Origin of the sequence: Bifidobacterium [indicum] DSM 20214 = LMG 11587, assembly GCF_000706765.1 — a bacterium.
Classification (GTDB): domain Bacteria; phylum Actinomycetota; class Actinomycetes; order Actinomycetales; family Bifidobacteriaceae; genus Bombiscardovia; species Bombiscardovia coryneformis.
Genome location: NZ_CP006018.1, coordinates 1,098,772 through 1,114,769, shown reverse-complemented (window position 1 = coordinate 1,114,769; position 15,998 = coordinate 1,098,772). Strand labels below are relative to the sequence as shown.

The 15,998-nt window shown below is 61.7% G+C and carries 12 protein-coding genes and 1 riboswitch; of the genes, 7 read left to right on the top strand and 5 right to left on the bottom strand.

Going from position 1 to position 15,998, the window contains the following annotated elements:
• Positions 1-29 precede the first annotated feature (29 nt).
• The 4 genes from glnA to BINDI_RS04345 form a co-directional block, all read right to left on the bottom strand.
• Complete coding sequence (glnA, locus tag BINDI_RS04360; RefSeq protein WP_033490355.1) at positions 30-1,466, bottom strand: type I glutamate--ammonia ligase; 1,437 nt, start codon at positions 1,464-1,466, stop codon at positions 30-32.
• Positions 1,467-1,657: 191 nt separating this feature from the next.
• Entirely contained in the window at positions 1,658-2,389 is a 732-nt protein-coding gene (locus BINDI_RS04355; protein ID WP_033490353.1) for a DUF4191 domain-containing protein, read from the bottom strand.
• 37 nt (positions 2,390-2,426) lie between these two features.
• Positions 2,427-3,914: a dihydrolipoyl dehydrogenase family protein gene (locus tag BINDI_RS04350; RefSeq protein WP_081830791.1), complete on the bottom strand. Its 1,488-nt coding sequence runs from the start codon at positions 3,912-3,914 to the stop codon at positions 2,427-2,429.
• 189 nt (positions 3,915-4,103) lie between these two features.
• The gene (locus BINDI_RS04345; RefSeq protein WP_033490351.1) at positions 4,104-4,742 is read right to left on the bottom strand and encodes a DUF3043 domain-containing protein; all 639 of its coding nucleotides are present in this window, start codon (positions 4,740-4,742) and stop codon (positions 4,104-4,106) included.
• Positions 4,743-4,795: 53 nt separating this feature from the next.
• Here BINDI_RS04345 and BINDI_RS04340 point away from each other — a divergent pair, with 53 nt between their 5' ends.
• From BINDI_RS04340 to BINDI_RS04330, 3 genes are all read left to right on the top strand, one after another.
• Positions 4,796-6,163: a dipeptidase gene (locus tag BINDI_RS04340; protein ID WP_033490349.1), complete on the top strand. Its 1,368-nt coding sequence runs from the start codon at positions 4,796-4,798 to the stop codon at positions 6,161-6,163.
• 19 nt (positions 6,164-6,182) lie between these two features.
• A riboswitch (TPP riboswitch) is annotated at positions 6,183-6,301 on the top strand.
• A 50-nt stretch (positions 6,302-6,351) separates the two neighbouring features.
• A complete protein-coding gene (locus BINDI_RS04335) occupies positions 6,352-7,038 on the top strand; it encodes an ECF transporter S component (protein ID WP_081830790.1) in 687 nt (228 codons plus the stop codon).
• Positions 7,035-9,641: an ATP-binding cassette domain-containing protein gene (locus tag BINDI_RS04330; RefSeq protein WP_148301982.1), complete on the top strand. Its 2,607-nt coding sequence runs from the start codon at positions 7,035-7,037 to the stop codon at positions 9,639-9,641. Before BINDI_RS04335 ends, BINDI_RS04330 begins: the two co-directional genes overlap by 4 nt.
• Positions 9,642-9,826: 185 nt before the next feature.
• On the opposite strand, the gene BINDI_RS04325 is transcribed toward BINDI_RS04330, so the two are convergent.
• Positions 9,827-10,447 carry a superoxide dismutase gene (locus BINDI_RS04325; protein ID WP_033490347.1) on the bottom strand — a complete coding sequence of 207 codons (621 nt, stop codon included), beginning with the start codon at positions 10,445-10,447 and terminating at the stop codon, positions 9,827-9,829.
• A gap of 181 nt (positions 10,448-10,628) precedes the next feature.
• On the opposite strand from BINDI_RS04325, the gene BINDI_RS04320 reads away from it, so the two are divergent.
• Genes BINDI_RS04320 through BINDI_RS04305 form a run of 4 tightly spaced genes read left to right on the top strand, consistent with a single transcriptional unit; the run spans position 10,629 to position 15,970 of the window.
• Positions 10,629-11,567: a TrmH family RNA methyltransferase gene (locus BINDI_RS04320; RefSeq protein ID WP_033490345.1), complete on the top strand. Its 939-nt coding sequence runs from the start codon at positions 10,629-10,631 to the stop codon at positions 11,565-11,567.
• A gap of 59 nt (positions 11,568-11,626) precedes the next feature.
• Positions 11,627-12,691 (top strand): phenylalanine--tRNA ligase subunit alpha, encoded by a 1,065-nt coding sequence (gene pheS, locus BINDI_RS04315; protein ID WP_033490923.1) that lies wholly within the window; start codon positions 11,627-11,629, stop codon positions 12,689-12,691.
• A 6-nt stretch (positions 12,692-12,697) separates the two neighbouring features.
• On the top strand, positions 12,698-15,304 hold the full coding sequence (gene pheT / locus BINDI_RS04310) for a phenylalanine--tRNA ligase subunit beta (RefSeq protein WP_148301981.1): 2,607 nt from the start codon (positions 12,698-12,700) through the stop codon (positions 15,302-15,304).
• Between the two features lie 24 nt (positions 15,305-15,328).
• Entirely contained in the window at positions 15,329-15,970 is a 642-nt protein-coding gene (locus BINDI_RS04305; protein ID WP_052108788.1) for an MFS transporter, read from the top strand.
• Positions 15,971-15,998 lie beyond the last annotated feature (28 nt).

Genomic DNA, 15,998 nt, shown 5'->3' with positions numbered 1-15,998 from the left:
TCTTTATCGATTTGTCCGGCGCATAGGGGTCAGATATGGAAGTAGAGCTCGTACTCCAGGGGGGTGGGGGCCAGGCGGGCCTGGGCCAGCTCACCGCGCTTGAGGTCCAGCCAGGTCTCGATCAGATCGTCGGTGAAGACGTCTCCCTCGCTCAGGAAGTCGTGGTCCTCTTCCAGGGCGTTCAGGGCCTCTTCCAGGGAACCGGGGACCTGCTTGATCTGGTCGTGCTCCTCCGGGGGCAGCTCGTAGAGATCCTTGTCCACGGGTGCCGGAGGCTCTGTGTGGTTGAGGATTCCGTCCAGTCCGGCCATGAGCTGGGCTGAGAATGCCAGGAAGGGATTGCAGGAGGGATCCGGTGCACGGAACTCGATGCGCTTGGCGGCGGGCGAGGTGCCGGCCAGCGGAATACGGATGGCGGCGGAGCGGTTCCTGGCCGAGTAGACCAGGTTGACCGGTGCCTCGTATCCGGGCACAAGACGCTTGTAGGAATTCATCGAGGGGTTGGTGAAGGCCAGGACCGCCGAGGCGTGCTTGATCAGACCGCCCACATACCAACGGGCGATGTCGGAAAGGCCGCCGTAACCCTTCTCATCGTAGAAGAGCGGCTTGCCGTCCTTCCAGAGGGACTGGTGGCAGTGCATGCCCGTGCCGTTGTCGCCTGCAATGGGCTTGGGCATGAAGGTTGCAGCCTTGCCTGCCAGGGCAGCGGTCTCGTGGACCACGTACTTGTACTTCATCAGGTCGTCGCCCGCATGCAGGAGGGTGTTGAAGCGGTAATTGATCTCCTGCTGTCCGGCACCGCCGACCTCGTGGTGGGAACGCTCCAGGATCAGGCCCACCTTCTGCAGGTTGGCAACCATGTCATCGCGCAGGTCCTGGTAGTGGTCGATGGGGGGGACTGGGAAATAGCCCTTCTTGATACGGTTCTTGAAACCGATGTTGGGGGAGCCGTCCTCCTCGACATCCACCCCGGTATTCCAAGGGGCCTCGATGGTGTCAACCTCGTAGAAGGAGCGTTGCATGCTGTTCTCGAAGCGGACCTTGTCGAAGATGAAGAACTCGGCCTCGGGGGCGAAGGAAGCGGTGTCGGCGATTCCGGTCGACTTCAGGTAGGCCTCTGCCTTGGCTGCAATCTGCCTGGGGTCGCGGGAATAAGGCTCATCGGTCAGCGGGTCGACGATGGAGAAGGCAACATCCAGGGTCTTGTGCTTGCGGAACGGATCCAGGTAGGCGGTCTCCGGATCGGGAATCAGCTTCATATCCGACTCATTGATGGCCTGGAAGCCCTGTACGGAAGAGCCGTCGAAGGCCATGCCGTCCGTGAATGCGTCATTGAGGAACTCGCTTGCCGGGACGGTGAAGTGCTGCTGAACCCCGATCAGGTCGGTAAACCTGACGGAGACATACTCCACGCCCTCCTGGTTGATCAAAGCTTCGCAATCGGCCTTTGACTTCAGTTCTGTCACTGAACCGCTCCTTTCATGAGAACCGTTATGGTCATACAGTCTAAAAGACCCGAGTTTTCGCCAACCCGCAACTTAAGTTACGGGGTTGTTTCGTACTGCCGAAGCGGTAACACGGGCGTGAAGAGTCCTGATACGGAAAAACCCCGACACTAAGCCTGGAGGTTCGGTGTCGGGGTGGAAGCATGGGCGAATCAGCGGCCGCGCATGGCCTTGCGGCTGACGTGGACCTTGGTGGGGTCGATGCCCTTCGGCATGCCCAAGGCGCTCTGCCGCTTCTGGAGGGTGATCAGACGCTCGTTGAGGATGGCCAACTCGTCCGCAGTCATCTTGACCTTCTTCTTGATGACCTCTTTCTGGAGCCTGTTCAGGGGCACCTGGTTGGGACCCTGGCCGACGCTGATCTTGTAGATCGGGATGTCCGAACCCTTGGTGATGCGGCGAATCTTGTCCTCTTCGCGTTTCATGGCCTTGGTGACCCTGGCATAGTCGCCTTCGCCAACCAGATAGACACCGGTCCGACCGGTGCCGCGCCAGATGGCATCCTTGGTCTTGGCGTCAATCCAGACGGGATCCTGGGGGAACCTGAACCCGGCCTTGGAGATGTTGCTCAGCACTGCGGCCGCAGCGCCGGGGCGACCCTCCATCTTGGCGTATCCTACCTTGTCGGAGCGCCTGGTCAGGGTCATGGTTCCCAGGAGGAGACCCACCATGATGCCCAGGAGGACGAACAGTATCCAGCTCAGCCAGCCGACATGGAAGATGAAGCAGACCGCAACAGCCATCACGATGGGCACCAGGATGGCCACCAGAAGGAACCAAGGCAGGGCCTTGTCCTCTGCATGGGTGAATTGGTAGATTTTCCAGATTTGGGAAAACGTGCCATTCTTCTTTTTCGGCTTCTTGGCCTTGTCCTCTTGTGCCATATGATCCTCACTCGGAAACGTTCACTGGTTGACCAGTCTACCGCAAGTTCAGGGGGCGCCCATCGGCTTTGAGCAGAGCCTCACCAATCGCCTCGCTAAAGGTCGGATGGGGGTGAATCAGGCCCGCCGCCCTGTCCAGTGGAACCCTGTTGCCCACCAGCTGCTGAACCTCGGCGATGTTCTCCGATGCCTGTGGGGAGACCATCTCCAGTCCCACCACGATTCGGGTGTCCAGATCGGAGGAGAGGCAGGCCGTAACCAGGCTCAAAGTGCCCTGATACCCGCTCATTCTCATTCGGGAATTGGCCTGCATGGGGTATATGGTCTCCTCCACCTGGTTCAGGGTGGGGTCGTCCTGTGCCTCCTGCTTGGTGTATCCCACGGCGGCCGCCTGGGGGGAGGAATAGACCACCCGGGGAATGGTGGATTCCTTGACGGGTTCGGGATCCAAGCCTGCCGCGGCCTCGGCCAGCGTGATGCCCTGCTGGAAGGCCCGGTGGGCCAGATGGTTACCTGGGGTGATGTCACCCAAAGCCCAGACACGTTCCCGGCTGGTCCGGCCCTGGGAATCGGTCAGAATCTGCCCGGCATCATCGGTGTCGATTCCAAGTCCTTCCATCCAATCCTGGTCGGTCTGGGGATCCCTGCCGATGGCTGCCAGAACCAGGTCGGTCTCCAGGGAAGACGTCTCAACCCCACCTTGGGTGGGGCCATAGGTGACGGTCAGGGGTTTGTCGGGAGATGATTCGGTGATGGCCTGGCAGGTGGAATCGGTTATGACGTTGATGCCCTGCCGCTTCAGTTCACGCGTCATGACCAGTCCGGTACGGCGCCCCCAATGGGAGAGGACCCGGTCACGCCTGATCATCAGCGTCACCTCCGTTCCGGCCTGATGCCATATGGTGGCGAATTCCAAGGCCACATCCCCGGATCCGATGACCAGGGCCCGTTTGCGGAAGGGCTTGAGGCGAAGTGCCCGGTCGGAATCGATGACACGATCGCTGAACGGTATGCCGGGCAGGGCACGTGAGCGGGAACCCATGGCCAGAACCGTGTCGCAGGTGGTCAACCGGCGGACGGTGCCGTCAGGGGTCCTGACCGAAACCAGTCCATCGCCGACGATGGAGCCCTCTCCTTGAATAAGGTCCACTTTTCGCTGGGACAACAGCTGGGTAAGTCCACTGGTCATGGCTTCGACCATCTCATCCTGGTAGGCGGCCAGGCGTTGGTAGTCGATGCCCTTTGCCTGCATCTGGATTCCCATGGCTTCACCAAGGGATGCCTGCTCCAGTACCTGTGTGGCCGTCAGTAGGGCCTTGGTGGGTATGCATCCCCGGTTCAGACAGGTCCCACCGGGTACGGGATCACGCTCGATCAGCGCTACCCGGGCGCCGAGCTCGGCCGAGCGCAGGGCCGCGGAGTATCCACCCGGTCCCGAGCCGATGATGATGACGTCATATTGACGTTTGGAACTGTCCAGGGGGTCCGACGAAGCGGGGTCAATGCCATCCTCTGTGTGTTTCATAGTTGCCCATGCTAGCGAAGAGAGGAGGAGCAGGCTTGAGTGTTTGCACACTGTGAACGCTTCCCAACGTCCGATTTCGCTCCTTGATTCTTCCGAATCCGGTTGGGAAAAGGAAAGCCGCCCTGCCCCGGACGGGGAGGACGGCAGTGCTTGCTTGCAGGGTCTCTTTCGCGACCGAAGATGTTGCTTTTACTTGGGCCAGTTGCCGCGCTTGGGAGAGGTCGGCTTGGGGACCCGCCAGCGCCGTACCATCATGGCCCGCTGCCAGGCATAGCTGGCCGAGCGGGAGCCTTTGGCCACGGAACGTTCGCCGAACTTCTCGATCAGCTTCACCTTGAGCCTGCGCCACATCAGCCAGGTATCGATGATGCCGACGATGATGAAGGCGTAGACGACCACAATCAGCATCATGTAGATGCTGTTGGCGGTCACCGGATCGACCACGGAAGTGGCGAACATGGATGCAAACATCCCTACGAGCATGACGATGATGGCCGGGAAGGTCCATTCAAGCAGGTTGAACCGGGCATCCACGTAGTCGCGGATGTAGATTCGCCAGGGGAGCCTTTCCGACTTGGGCATGTGGGCGACATCGCCGGTCCTCATGGCCTCATACTGGGCATCCTCCCTGGCCCTGATGCGGGCCTTGGCGGCCTTACGGCTTGCCTTGCGGTCCTTGGGGACCAGAGGACGGAGAGTCTGGGCCTCTGCCACCTTGCGTTTGGGGGTTGGACGCCCCTTGCCGCCGGTACGGTCCTGAATCTCCTTGGTGTCCGATTCCTGGTCCTGTACCTTCTTGTCCTTGCCTTTGAAGGGGTTCCATGTCATGCGAACAGGTTACGGTGACGCCTAGACTCATCAGCATTTTCAGGAGGTTGAACATGACAGGTTTGGGCTTGGAAGAGATTCAGGGCCGGGTAGGGGCCGACTGGGCCAGGATTATCGATCTGCTCAAGGGGAAAATAGCCCTGGGTTCGGTTTCCGCCAAGGGAATCACGGGGGAACATATGCGCAACTCGGCTGAATTCGTGGCCGAGGAGCTGACGAAGGTGGGCATCGATGCCAGGGTGGTGCAGTCCACCAATGCGGATGGCACGCCTGGTGCCTTCGAAGTGATCGGTTCCAGAATCGTCGACGAAACCGCTCCTACGGTCCTTCTCTATGCCCATCACGATGTCCAGCCCGTTCCCGACCCGACGGCATGGGAAACCGACCCCTTCACCGGTGTGGAGCGTGATGGGAGGCTTTACGGACGTGGATCGGCCGATGACGGTGGCGGCATCGCCATCCACTCCGGTGCCCTGCATGCCCTGGGCGACGACCTCAAGGTCAATATCAAGGTCTTCATCGAGGGGGAGGAGGAGATGGGCTCGCCCAGCTTCATCCCCTTCATTGAAGCCCACAAGGAGGAGTTCGACTCCGACCTGATCATCGTGGCCGACTCCGGCAACTGGTCCGACCGGATTCCCAGCCTGACCACCTCACTGCGGGGCAATACGGATCTGGATGTCACGGTCAAGGTCCTGGAACACCCGGTCCATTCCGGGCAGTTCGGCGGTCCCATCCTGGACTCCAACACCCTGGCGGCCATGCTGATCGCCTCCATGTACAACGACAAGGGCGAGCTGGCGGTCCCCGGTATTGAGGGAGGACAGCCCGTAGGTGGGCTCCAGCGCGACCTGGATCCCGACCAGGTGCGTAAGGATGCCGGAGTGGTGGACTCCTACCGTCTGGCGGGCACCGACTCCCTGGCTTCCAGGCTCTGGACCAAGCCCTCGGCGTCGATTATCGGATTCGATGCCCACCCTGTCGAAGGATCCTTCAATGTCCTGGCGGATCAGACCCGCTTCCGCATCTCGCTGAGAACAGCCCCCACTCAGCGTCCGGAGGAGGCTCAGAAGGCCCTGGTCGATTTCCTGCGCTCGCATGCCCCCCTGGGTGCCCAGGTCGAGTTCTCCTGCGGAGAGAACGGGATGGGATGGGCCATGGATCCCGACAGTCAGGTGGTCAGGAACGCCGAGGAGGCCATGCGCCAGGCCTTCGGATGCGACCCGGTCAACAAGGGCGAGGGTGGCTCAATCCCGTTCATACCGGAGCTCAAGCGTCTCTTCCCCAAGGCCCAGGTTCTGGTCACAGGGCCGGAGGATCCCAAGGGCAACGCCCACAGTCCGAATGAGTCCATCTCCCTCTATGGTCTGGAACGCAACATCGTCACTGAGGCGCTGCTCCTGGACAGCCTGGGGAATTGACCAAGGCTGGTCCTAAAGTAGGTGGTGACACGGGGGCCGCATGCTGCAGAGCAGCGTGTGGCTGAGAGGAGGCTCAGCCTCGACCGGACGAACGTTTACCGGGTAATGCCGGCGCACGGATGTCACTCAACCCGTGCCTTGAACAGGATGCGCACCCAAGGGTGTGCTTACGGAAAGGCACAGTAATCATGAACAGTCAGAATCAGACCCCATTCCAAGGCGAGGATGACAGATCCAGAGGTGACGGGGAAGTCACCCATATCAGGCACTCCAATCGTTGGCGGGTGGTAGATATCGCCGTGGCTTCGGTCATCGGTGTGGCCAGCGCATTCATCTACTGGGTGGTGGCCATCGTCACGTCGGTGCCCTGGTCTCTCCTCGATGGTGTTATCCCGGGCCTGGGCGGAATCCTCAATGGTCTGTATCTCTTTGCGGCCCCTCTCGCCATTCTCATCGTGCGTCGACCCGGAGCGGCCATCTATGCCGAGGTCGTCGCCGCCGTTCTGGAATCCCTCCTGGGCAGCCAATGGGTTCCGGTCGAAACCTTCCTGATAGGACTTCTCCAGGGTGCCATGGCCGAGCTGGTCTTCGCCCTGTGCCGGTATCGCCGCTGGAATCTGCCCACGGTCACCCTGTCGGGGATGGCTGCCGGGCTGGGCTGCTGGGTATACACCTTCTGCACCCATCTCCAAGCCATCAGTCTGACCGGCCCTTATGGTCTGATCTACCTGGTGGCCACCCTGGTCTCCGGTGCCCTCCTGGCGGGGGTTCTGGTCTGGTATCTCTATCTGGCCATAGCCAGGACCGGTGCCCTCGATCGCTTCGAGTCGGGCCGCCTGCCCAGGAACGGAAGCCGTAAAGGAACCAAGGCGTGACCCAAGCCGATTCAGCACAGCCCAGGGATGGATCGGATCTGACCAGACCGGCAGGTCTGGACCTGGATCACTGGGGGTATCGTCACGCCTATCGGAGTCATTTTGCGGTCCGTGACCTCTCCCTGTCCATCCCTGCCGGGCAGCGTGTGCTCCTCCTGGGGGCCTCCGGCATAGGAAAGTCCACAATCCTCGAGGGCATCGCCGGGATTCTGGGTGACCAGGAAGGAGCCCTCAGAGTCCAGAACGCCGGTGCCTCTGGCGGTCAGCCCGTCGAGGTGGAGGACGCCGATGGGGGAGTGACCAGGGGGAGGATACTGGTCGATGGTCAACCAGCCGGTGTGGTCGGCGGCCGCGTGGGGCTTGTTTTGCAGGATCCCGATGCTCAGGCCATCTTCCAGCGGCTTGGCGATAACGTCGCCTTCGGTCCCGAGAATATGGCGGTCCCCAGGGAGGAGATATGGCGGAGGGTCGAGGAGTCCCTGTGTGCCGTGGGACTGCAGGACCTGCAACTGACCAGGTCCACCATGCATATCAGTGGTGGACAGATGCAGCGCCTGGCACTTGCCGGAGCCCTGGCCATGGAACCGGGTCTTCTGCTTCTTGACGAGCCCACGGCCAACCTGGATCCTGACGGGGTCCATCAGATTGTCGGAGCGGTTCGACAGGTTCTCGACCGCCGTCATTCCACAATGATTCTGGTGGAGCACCGGGCGCAGCCCTGGATGGAAATGATCGACAGGGTCATCGTGCTGGGGCTGGGGCCTGTGGAAGGTCAGGAAGGCAGGGCAGGGGGGGACGGTTTCCGTCGCACCATCGTTATGGCCGATGGCACGCCCGAGCAGGTCTTCTCCGACAGAAGTCTCGACCTGGCCGCTTTGGGGATATGGGTGCCCGACCCCTATAAGGGGCCGGCGGACCAGGTGGACCGCATTTCGAGCCGGCCCCGGTTGGGTGAAGACCCGCGTTCCACCTCCGGCGACCCGATTCTTGAGACGGTCGATCTTGCCGTCGGGCGAGACGGCAGGGCCATCGCCTCCGGTATCAATCTGGCCTTTCATACGGGGGAGGTAACGGCCCTGGTCGGAGCCAACGGGGCTGGTAAATCAACCCTGTCCATGACTCTGGCAGGTCTTATGGAACCCGTCTCCGGTCGTGTGGTCGCCTCGGCCGAGCTGGTCGGAGGTGACGGTCCCGACCAGCCGATGGCGGACGGATCCGCTCCGTCGGCTTGGAAATCCACCGACCTGGCCTCACGTATTTCCTATGTCTTCCAGAATCCGGAGCATCAGTTCGCCCGGGGCTCTGTGCTTGAAGAGGTCATGGTGGCCCCGCTCAGAACCGGAGCCACCGAGGAAGAGGCCAGGGAACGGGCCCGAAGTCTTCTGAAGCGGTTCAACCTGAACCAATACGCCAGTGCCAATCCCTATACCCTCTCAGGGGGGGAGAAGCGCCGATTGACGGTGGCTGCCGCTCTGGCGGCGGCCCCCCGCGTGCTGATACTCGATGAACCGACCTTCGGGCAGGACAGGGTCACTTGGACCAGTATGGCCCAGTTGATCGATTCCCTGCGCGCCGACGGGATCTGCATCATCGTGGTCACTCATGATATGGACCTGGTCAAGGCCCTGGGTGCCCGTGTGGTACGCCTGGTGCCGGGCGAATCGGTCGGGAGGTCTTCGCGGGCAACGGTCTGTGCATCGGCGCGGCGGGAAGTCGGGCAAACACCGGTGACCGCTGCCGCACAGGCGAAGACCGCCCCTGAGGGTGGGCGGGACGTGCCGGATACGGTCGTCCTGCCGGTTGCGGCCATGAATCAACGCGACGAGCCTCCGAGAATGTCAAGCCGCTCGGCCTATATCGCCTCCATCAATCCGGCTTTTCGCCTGCTGGGGGCCTTCCTGACCGCCCTTCCCCTCCTGATCAGTCTGGATTGGGTCTCCGCCACGGTGGCTCTGGGACTTGAGCTGATTCTCCTCATGGCGGCCGGCTTCACCCCGTGGAGGATTGTCAGGTCCGCCTGGCCCATCTTCCTGGGGGCTCCGGGGTCGGCCCTGGCCATCATCCTGTATGGGAAGGCCGGAGGAGCCACGTACTGGACCTGGGGGATGATTCACGTCACCCAGCGTTCGGTGGACCTGGCCCTTGCCACTGCCCTGCGCATCCTCGCCATCGGAATACCCGCCATCATCACTGTCCTGGGCATTGATGCCACTGATCTGGCCGATGCCTTCAGTCAGGTTCTCCACCTGCCTGAGCGGTTCGTGTACGGGGGGTTGGCGGGGCTGCGACTCTTCTCGGTCCTGCGGGATGACTGGACCGCTCTTGCGGCTTCAAGGCGGAGCAGGGGGTTGGGTGATGAGAACAGGTTCAAGGCCTTCTTCCCGCAGGCCTTCGCCCTTCTGGTCCTGTCCATCAGGCGCTCGACCACCCTGGCTACGGCCATGGAAGCCAGAGGGTTCGGTGGACGTGTGGAACGCACCCATGCCCGGATTTCGAAAGTCAGCCTCAGGGATTGGTGCTACCTATCGATCTGCCTTGCCGTTCCGGTGGTGGCCCTGACCGTGGCCGGATTGACGGGTGCCATCTCCTACTTCGGCAATTGACGGTAGTCCGCTCCCCGTTCCGGCGGTGTCGATCCGGTAGTTCTCAGACTCCTGGACAGCACACATGAGCGGTCATATATGAAAAGAGATCCGGATACCGCTTCCGCCCGCCATACTCGGCGGTTCTGCGTAAGGGTATCCGGATCTCTTCCCTGTTCACGCCCAGGGCGGCACGGGGAGGAAGGTTACTTGACCAGGTTGGTGTTCAGGTTGCGAACCTCGTCGAAGCGCTTGGAGGCATCCTCCCAGTTGACGATGTGCCACCAGGCCTTGACATAGTCTGCCCTGACATTCAGGTAATCCAGGTAGTAGGCGTGCTCCCAGAGATCCAGAAGAATCAGCGGGAAGATGGTGACGGGCAGGTTGCCCTGGTGGTCGTACATCTGCAGGGTGACCAGGCGCTCACCCAGGGAATCCCATGCCAGGACGGCCCAGCCGGAACCCTGGATGCCAGCGCACATGGACTCGAAGTACCGCTGGAAGCCCTCGAAGGAACCGAACTGGTCCTCGATGGCCGCCTTGAGTTCGCCTGTGGGTTCCTGTCCGATGGACGGGGCCATGTTCTTCCAGAAGATGGTGTGGTTCTTGTGACCGGCCAGGTTGAAGGCCAGATTCTTCTCCAGGAGGTTGGACTGTGCCACATTGCCGGACTCGGCAGCGTCGTGAATTTGTTCCAGTGCCTGGTTGGCGCCGTTGACATACGCCTGATGGTGCTTGTCATGGTGGAGTTCCATGATCTTGCCGGACACGTAGGGCTCGAGGGCCGAATAGTCATAAGGTAGTTCAGGAAGTGTATATACGGGCATGGTGTCTCCTTACATTCGCCTCCGCAGGGCATCAACCCTTGATGGAAAACCCGAACGGCAGGCTCGGAATACCAAGTCGATTTGGCTTGTCTACTCAGAATATCCCCGGGGAAGCAGTGTGCCAAGGCATTTGCAGGGGTCAGTTCAGTGAACTTGATTACAGAGAGTTAGAGTGGTGGGTATGCCCCTGACAGAAACCCTGATGGATAACCCGCGTTCGCAGCGCATACGCCGGCTTGCCGAGCTCAAGGAAAGAAGGGCCCGGCAGCGTCATGAGCGCTTTTTGATCGAAGGACCGCAAAGCGTCCGGGAGGCAGTGGATTGCCGATCCGACCTGGTCACGGACCTCTATGTGCAGACCGGGGATGCATCGGGCCAGGAGGGTATCGGGTTTCTGAATCCGGTCGTGGCAGCCATTGCCGAGAATGCCCTGCAGCACGACAACATATACGTACACCCGGTAACGGAGCGTGTCATGAAGGCTATCAGCACGGATGCCCAGGGGATTGTCGCCCAGGGTGATACCCGGGGGATGGCGGTCGACCATGCCGATCTGATGGTGCCAGGCGATGACGGTGAGCGGCAGGACACGGGAGCCCCGGACCTCATTGCCGCCTTCTGGCAGGTGCGTGACCCAGGCAATGCGGGGACCGTCATCAGAACGGCCGATGCTGCAGGTTGCAGGGCCCTGGTCCTGGTGGACGACTGTGTGGACCCCCTCAACCCAAAGGTGCTCAGGTCCACTGCGGGTTCGGCCTTCCACATTCCGATTCTGACCATGGGGACCGATGACTTCCTTGACTGGGTGCATGGCCGGGGAGATGGAATCACTGCCGCGGATGTCTACGGCACGCCTGATCGCAAGCCCACCGATCTGCCGGACCTGCTGGCCCGGGAAGGTGCGCAATCCGGATCCGGCAGCACGACCGGAGGGCCAGCCCGGGGCAGGGTCGTTCTATTCGGGAACGAGGCTCGCGGGCTACCTCCGGAGCTTCTGCAGCGGGTGGATTCCATCGTTTCCATACCGATTTATGGCCGGGCGGAATCACTCAACCTGGCCACCTCAGCGGCGGTCCTTCTTTATGGCCTGGCCATGTCGAGTCGTATTGAAAGAATGTAAAGGTTATAAAGACCGATATAACACTGTTTTCAGGCTCTTACAAGGTGAAAGGTCCCAAGGTGGCAGAGGTAGAGTTCGACCCTACAGCAGTGACGGATGAGGTCAGCGAGGGTATTGGGAAGATACGGGAGGCCTCCGATCTGGAGGAGCTGAAGGCGCTCAGGTCCCGCTACTCGGGTGCCGACTCCGCCATGGTCAGGGCCAGCAAGGCCATCGGTGTCCTGCCCGCAGACCAGAAAAAGACGGCCGGGCAGCTCGTGGGCAAGCTCAAGGCCGATTTCGGTAAGGCCTACGGCCTCAAGGAAGGTCAGTTGCGCCAGGAGGAGGAGGCCCGTCGTCTACGGGCCGAGCGGGTTGACATGACCCTTCCGGTCGAGCGCAAGCCCCAGGGCGCACGTCATCCCCTCTCCAAGCTGATGGAGGACGTGGAGGACTTCTTCGTCTCCATGGGCTGGCGCATCGCCCAGGGGCCTGAGCTGGAGGCCGAGTGGTACAACTTCGATGCCCTGAACTTCGGCCCCGATCACCCGGCCCGCCAGATGCAGGACACCTTCTATGTCAAGGGAAACCAGGCCAAGGACGCCGCTGGCTTCGTCGGGTCCAACATGGTCATGCGCACCCATACCTCCCCGGACCAGGCACGATCCCTGATCACCCGTGGCGTACCGCTCTATGTGGCCTGCACGGGCAGGGTCTTCCGCACCGATGAACTGGATGCCACCCATACCCCCGTCTTCCACCAGTGCGAGGCCCTTGCCGTCGATGAGCATCTGACCATGGCCGACCTCAAGGGGACCCTGGACAAGTTGGCCGTGGCCATGTTCGGTCCCGAGGCCCGGACGAGGCTGCGTCCCTCCTACTTCCCCTTCACCGAGCCCAGTGCTGAAATGGACCTTTGGTTCCCCGACAAGAAGGGTGGACCCGGATGGATTGAGTGGGGCGGCTGCGGTATGGTCAACCCCAATGTCCTGCGTTCCGCCGGTGTGGATCCCGAGAAGTACTCGGGGTTCGCCTTCGGCGTGGGTATGGAGCGGACCCTCCTGCTCCGCCATGACATCAACGACATGCACGACCTGGTCGAGGGTGACGTGCGGTTCAGCCAGCAGTTTGAGATGGGGGAGTGACCCGATATGCCGATGGTAGATATTGACTGGCTCAAGGAACATGTCGAGGTTCCCGGTGATCTGACCTATCCGCAACTGGCCAAGGACCTGGTCCGGGTTGGTCTTGAGGAGGAGGAGATCCACCAGTCCACGGTGACCGGACCCATCGTGGTCGGTTACGTGGTCGATGCCACCCCCGAACCCCAGAAGAACGGCAAGGTCATCAACTGGTGCCATGTCGACGTGGGTGAGGCCTACAACGTCGTTGATGAAGACGGGAAGAAGGTTCCGCGGGGCATTGTCTGCGGTGCCCCCAACATGGCCGCCGGTGAAAAGGTCGTCGTGACCCTGCCGGGTGCGGTCCTTCCCGGTGATTTCAGGATCGAGCCGCGGAAGACGTATGGCCACATCTCGGATGGCATGTGTGCCTCGGAGCGCGAGTTGGGTCTCGGCTCGGACCACAACGGCATCATCCTCCTGCGGCAGTATGGGTTCACCGACCAGGAGTACGAGGACCTCAAACCGGGCGATGATGCCATGGCCCTGCTCCACATGGACAATCCGGTTCTGGAGATCAATATCACCCCAGACCGGGGTTATGCCTTCTCCTACCGTGGAGTGGCTCGCGAGTATCATCACTCAACCGGTGCCGCCTATACGGATCCGGTCATGGAATTGAACAAGGCCCTGCCTCAGGCGGTCGACCAGGGTGACCAGGGAGCCGTCGAGGTGCGGATCGAGGATGACGGTCCCATTCACGGTGTGCCGGGATGCGACCGCTACTACGTTCGTCCGGTCCAGGGCTACCGAGCCGGATCCGCCACCCCCGCTTGGATGCGTAGGCGGTTGACCAGGGCCGGGATGCGCTCCATTTCACTTCCCGTGGATGTGACCAATTACGTCATGCTGGACCTGGGCCAGCCCCTGCATGCCTATGATGCGGACAAGATCGAAGGTCCTATTGTGGTTCGCAGGGCCAGGCAGGGAGAACGTTTGACCACCCTCGACGGCAAGGACCGTGAGCTGAGCACCGAGGACCTGCTGATTACCGATTCGCCCAAGGGCGAGGCCGGTTCCCGAATCCTTGGACTGGCCGGTGTCATGGGCGGTCTCTACGGGGAGGTGACCGACCAGACGCAGAACATCCTGATCGAATCGGCCCACTTCGACCAGGTGACCATCGCCCGGTCGGCCCGTCGTCACAAGCTGCCCTCCGAGGCTTCCAAGCGCTTCGAACGTGGGGTGGACCCCCAGATGCAGCCTGCTGCTGCGCAGATGGCGGCCGGGCTTTTGCAGGAATTCGGAGGCGCCAGGATTGACGCCAGGCCCGTGGATGTGAATCGGACCGGTTCCGCGCCGGCGATTGATTTCGATCCTGCCCAGGTGGCCCGACTGACGGATCTGGATACGGACCGTGACCAGATCGCCGCCATTCTGGAGGATATCGGCTGTCGGGTCGAGTCTGTCGATGACCGGGCCCTGTCCGTTACGCCGCCCTCATGGAGGCCCGACCTGGGCGAGGCATGCGACCTTGTTGAAGAGGTGGCCCGTCTGGTCGGTTATGACAGGATTCCGACCAACATCCCCTCTGCCAAGGTCACGGGTGAAGTGGGTCTGACGGGCCGTCAGCTCCGGAAGCGCTGGGTGGCCGATACCCTGGCTGAATATGGGCTGACCGAGGTACTGGACTATCCATTCGTCGGTAGGCAGGACCTGACGGCCTTCGGCTACGATCCCGACCAGGAGGAGGCGGTCAGTGTCGAACTGGCCAATCCCATGGCCGCTGACCGTCCATTCCTGAGGCGATTCCTCATGCTGCCCCTGGCCAATACCGTGGCCCGGAACCTGCGGCGGGGCAACACCAACGTCTCGCTCTTCGAGGTTGGATACACCTTCACCCGCGACCCCAAGGCTCCGGCTGTGCCGACCCTGCCTGGGGGCACCCGTCCCAGTGACGAGCAGCTGGCCGGTTTGGATGCCGGACTGCCAGTGCAGCGGCTGCACGTAGCCGCCTTGCTGACGGGTCTGGCCCAGGAGGATGGGTGGCTCAAGGACAGGCGCCAGGTGGACTGGACCGACGGTGTCGAATCGGCCCGCCGAGTCCTGGACCGTCTTGGTGCCCGGTACCACCTGGAGCAGCCGGATGCCGACCAGGTCCCCGTCCAGTGGCATCCTGGCCGCGCCGCGCGGGTGGTGCTTGATGATGGAACGCTCGTGGGCATGGTCGGAGAACTCCACCCGCATGTCATTGCGGCCCTGGACTTCCCCGATCACTCCGCGGCCTTCGAGCTGGACCTGGATGAGATCTTCGATCATCTGGACTTCGAACCACTTCAGGCCAAGCCCATTTCGACCTTCCCGCCGGTCCGTCAGGACCTGGCCTTCACGGTCCCCGAATCGGTCACGGCCGATCAACTGACTTCCGCCATCAGAGAAGCCGCGGGGACTAGTCTTGAGTCCATTGAGCTCTTCGATGTCTTTACCGGCGACCAAATCGGTCAGGATGCCAAGTCCCTGGCCTTCGCGGTCACCTTCAGGGCTCCGGACAAGACCCTGACATCGGAGGACAGCGAGGCGCTGAGGGGTGCCATCGTGGCGAAAGCCTCGGAGCTTGGCGCGCAGTTGCGCGCCTGAGCCTGAGCACGGATAAGAGGGGACATGATGGACATGGAAGACCAGCAGGGAAGTCAGAACTTCCGCGAAGCCGGTCAGACCGACCAGACCCAGCCCCAGTACGGGCAGCGTGTGGAGCCGGCATACGGCGCACGTGCCGACCAGTACCCGGGCTGGAACCCTTATGTCTTCGGGAAGCCCGACCCTGAACCCGATAAGTCTGAAAGCGGGTCTCCATCGGGTGCGGGTCGTCAGCCATCCGTCGGACAGGGGGTACCCGGGTATCCCACGATGAATGGCCAGGGCAATCCCGGGAATGGGCCCAGACATGTGGTCAACGGTATCGATCTTGATGATCCTGCCCAGAATCCCAGCTATGGTCATTGGGACCCGTACGCCATTATTTCCTTCGTCATGGCCCTGTTCCTGCCGGTTCCACTGTTGTCGGCCGTCTTGGGGGGAATCTCCATCTACCGGACGCGGGTTCTGCATATGAAGGGATTCGGTCTGGCTCTTGCCGCCATCATCCTCAACGTGCTGTATACCCTGGGTTGGCTGTGGATGGTTGTTTCCGGGGTTTCCGTGGATGATCTGACCAGGCAGATGCTTCAGTCGGCCATACCGTCCCTGCCAGGTGATTCCGGTGGTACCGTCGGAACCGGCGGCGCAGACGGGGTGAGCGCCTGAAGGGCCGGAGGCGTATCGACACGGTGCG

Bases quoted from the DNA above. Each gene is read 5' to 3' on its own strand.
- pheT (WP_148301981.1), top strand. From the start codon at position 12,698: ATGCCGATGGTAGATATTGACTGGCTCAAGGAACATGTCGAGGTTCCC.
- BINDI_RS04345 (WP_033490351.1), bottom strand. From the start codon at position 4,742: ATGACATGGAACCCCTTCAAAGGCAAGGACAAGAAGGTACAGGACCAG.
- BINDI_RS04335 (WP_081830790.1), top strand. From the start codon at position 6,352: ATGAACAGTCAGAATCAGACCCCATTCCAAGGCGAGGATGACAGATCC.
- BINDI_RS04350 (WP_081830791.1), bottom strand. From the start codon at position 3,914: ATGAAACACACAGAGGATGGCATTGACCCCGCTTCGTCGGACCCCCTG.
- BINDI_RS04325 (WP_033490347.1), bottom strand. From the start codon at position 10,447: ATGCCCGTATATACACTTCCTGAACTACCTTATGACTATTCGGCCCTC.
- BINDI_RS04320 (WP_033490345.1), top strand. From the start codon at position 10,629: ATGCCCCTGACAGAAACCCTGATGGATAACCCGCGTTCGCAGCGCATA.
- BINDI_RS04355 (WP_033490353.1), bottom strand. From the start codon at position 2,389: ATGGCACAAGAGGACAAGGCCAAGAAGCCGAAAAAGAAGAATGGCACG.
- BINDI_RS04340 (WP_033490349.1), top strand. From the start codon at position 4,796: ATGACAGGTTTGGGCTTGGAAGAGATTCAGGGCCGGGTAGGGGCCGAC.
- BINDI_RS04305 (WP_052108788.1), top strand. From the start codon at position 15,329: ATGATGGACATGGAAGACCAGCAGGGAAGTCAGAACTTCCGCGAAGCC.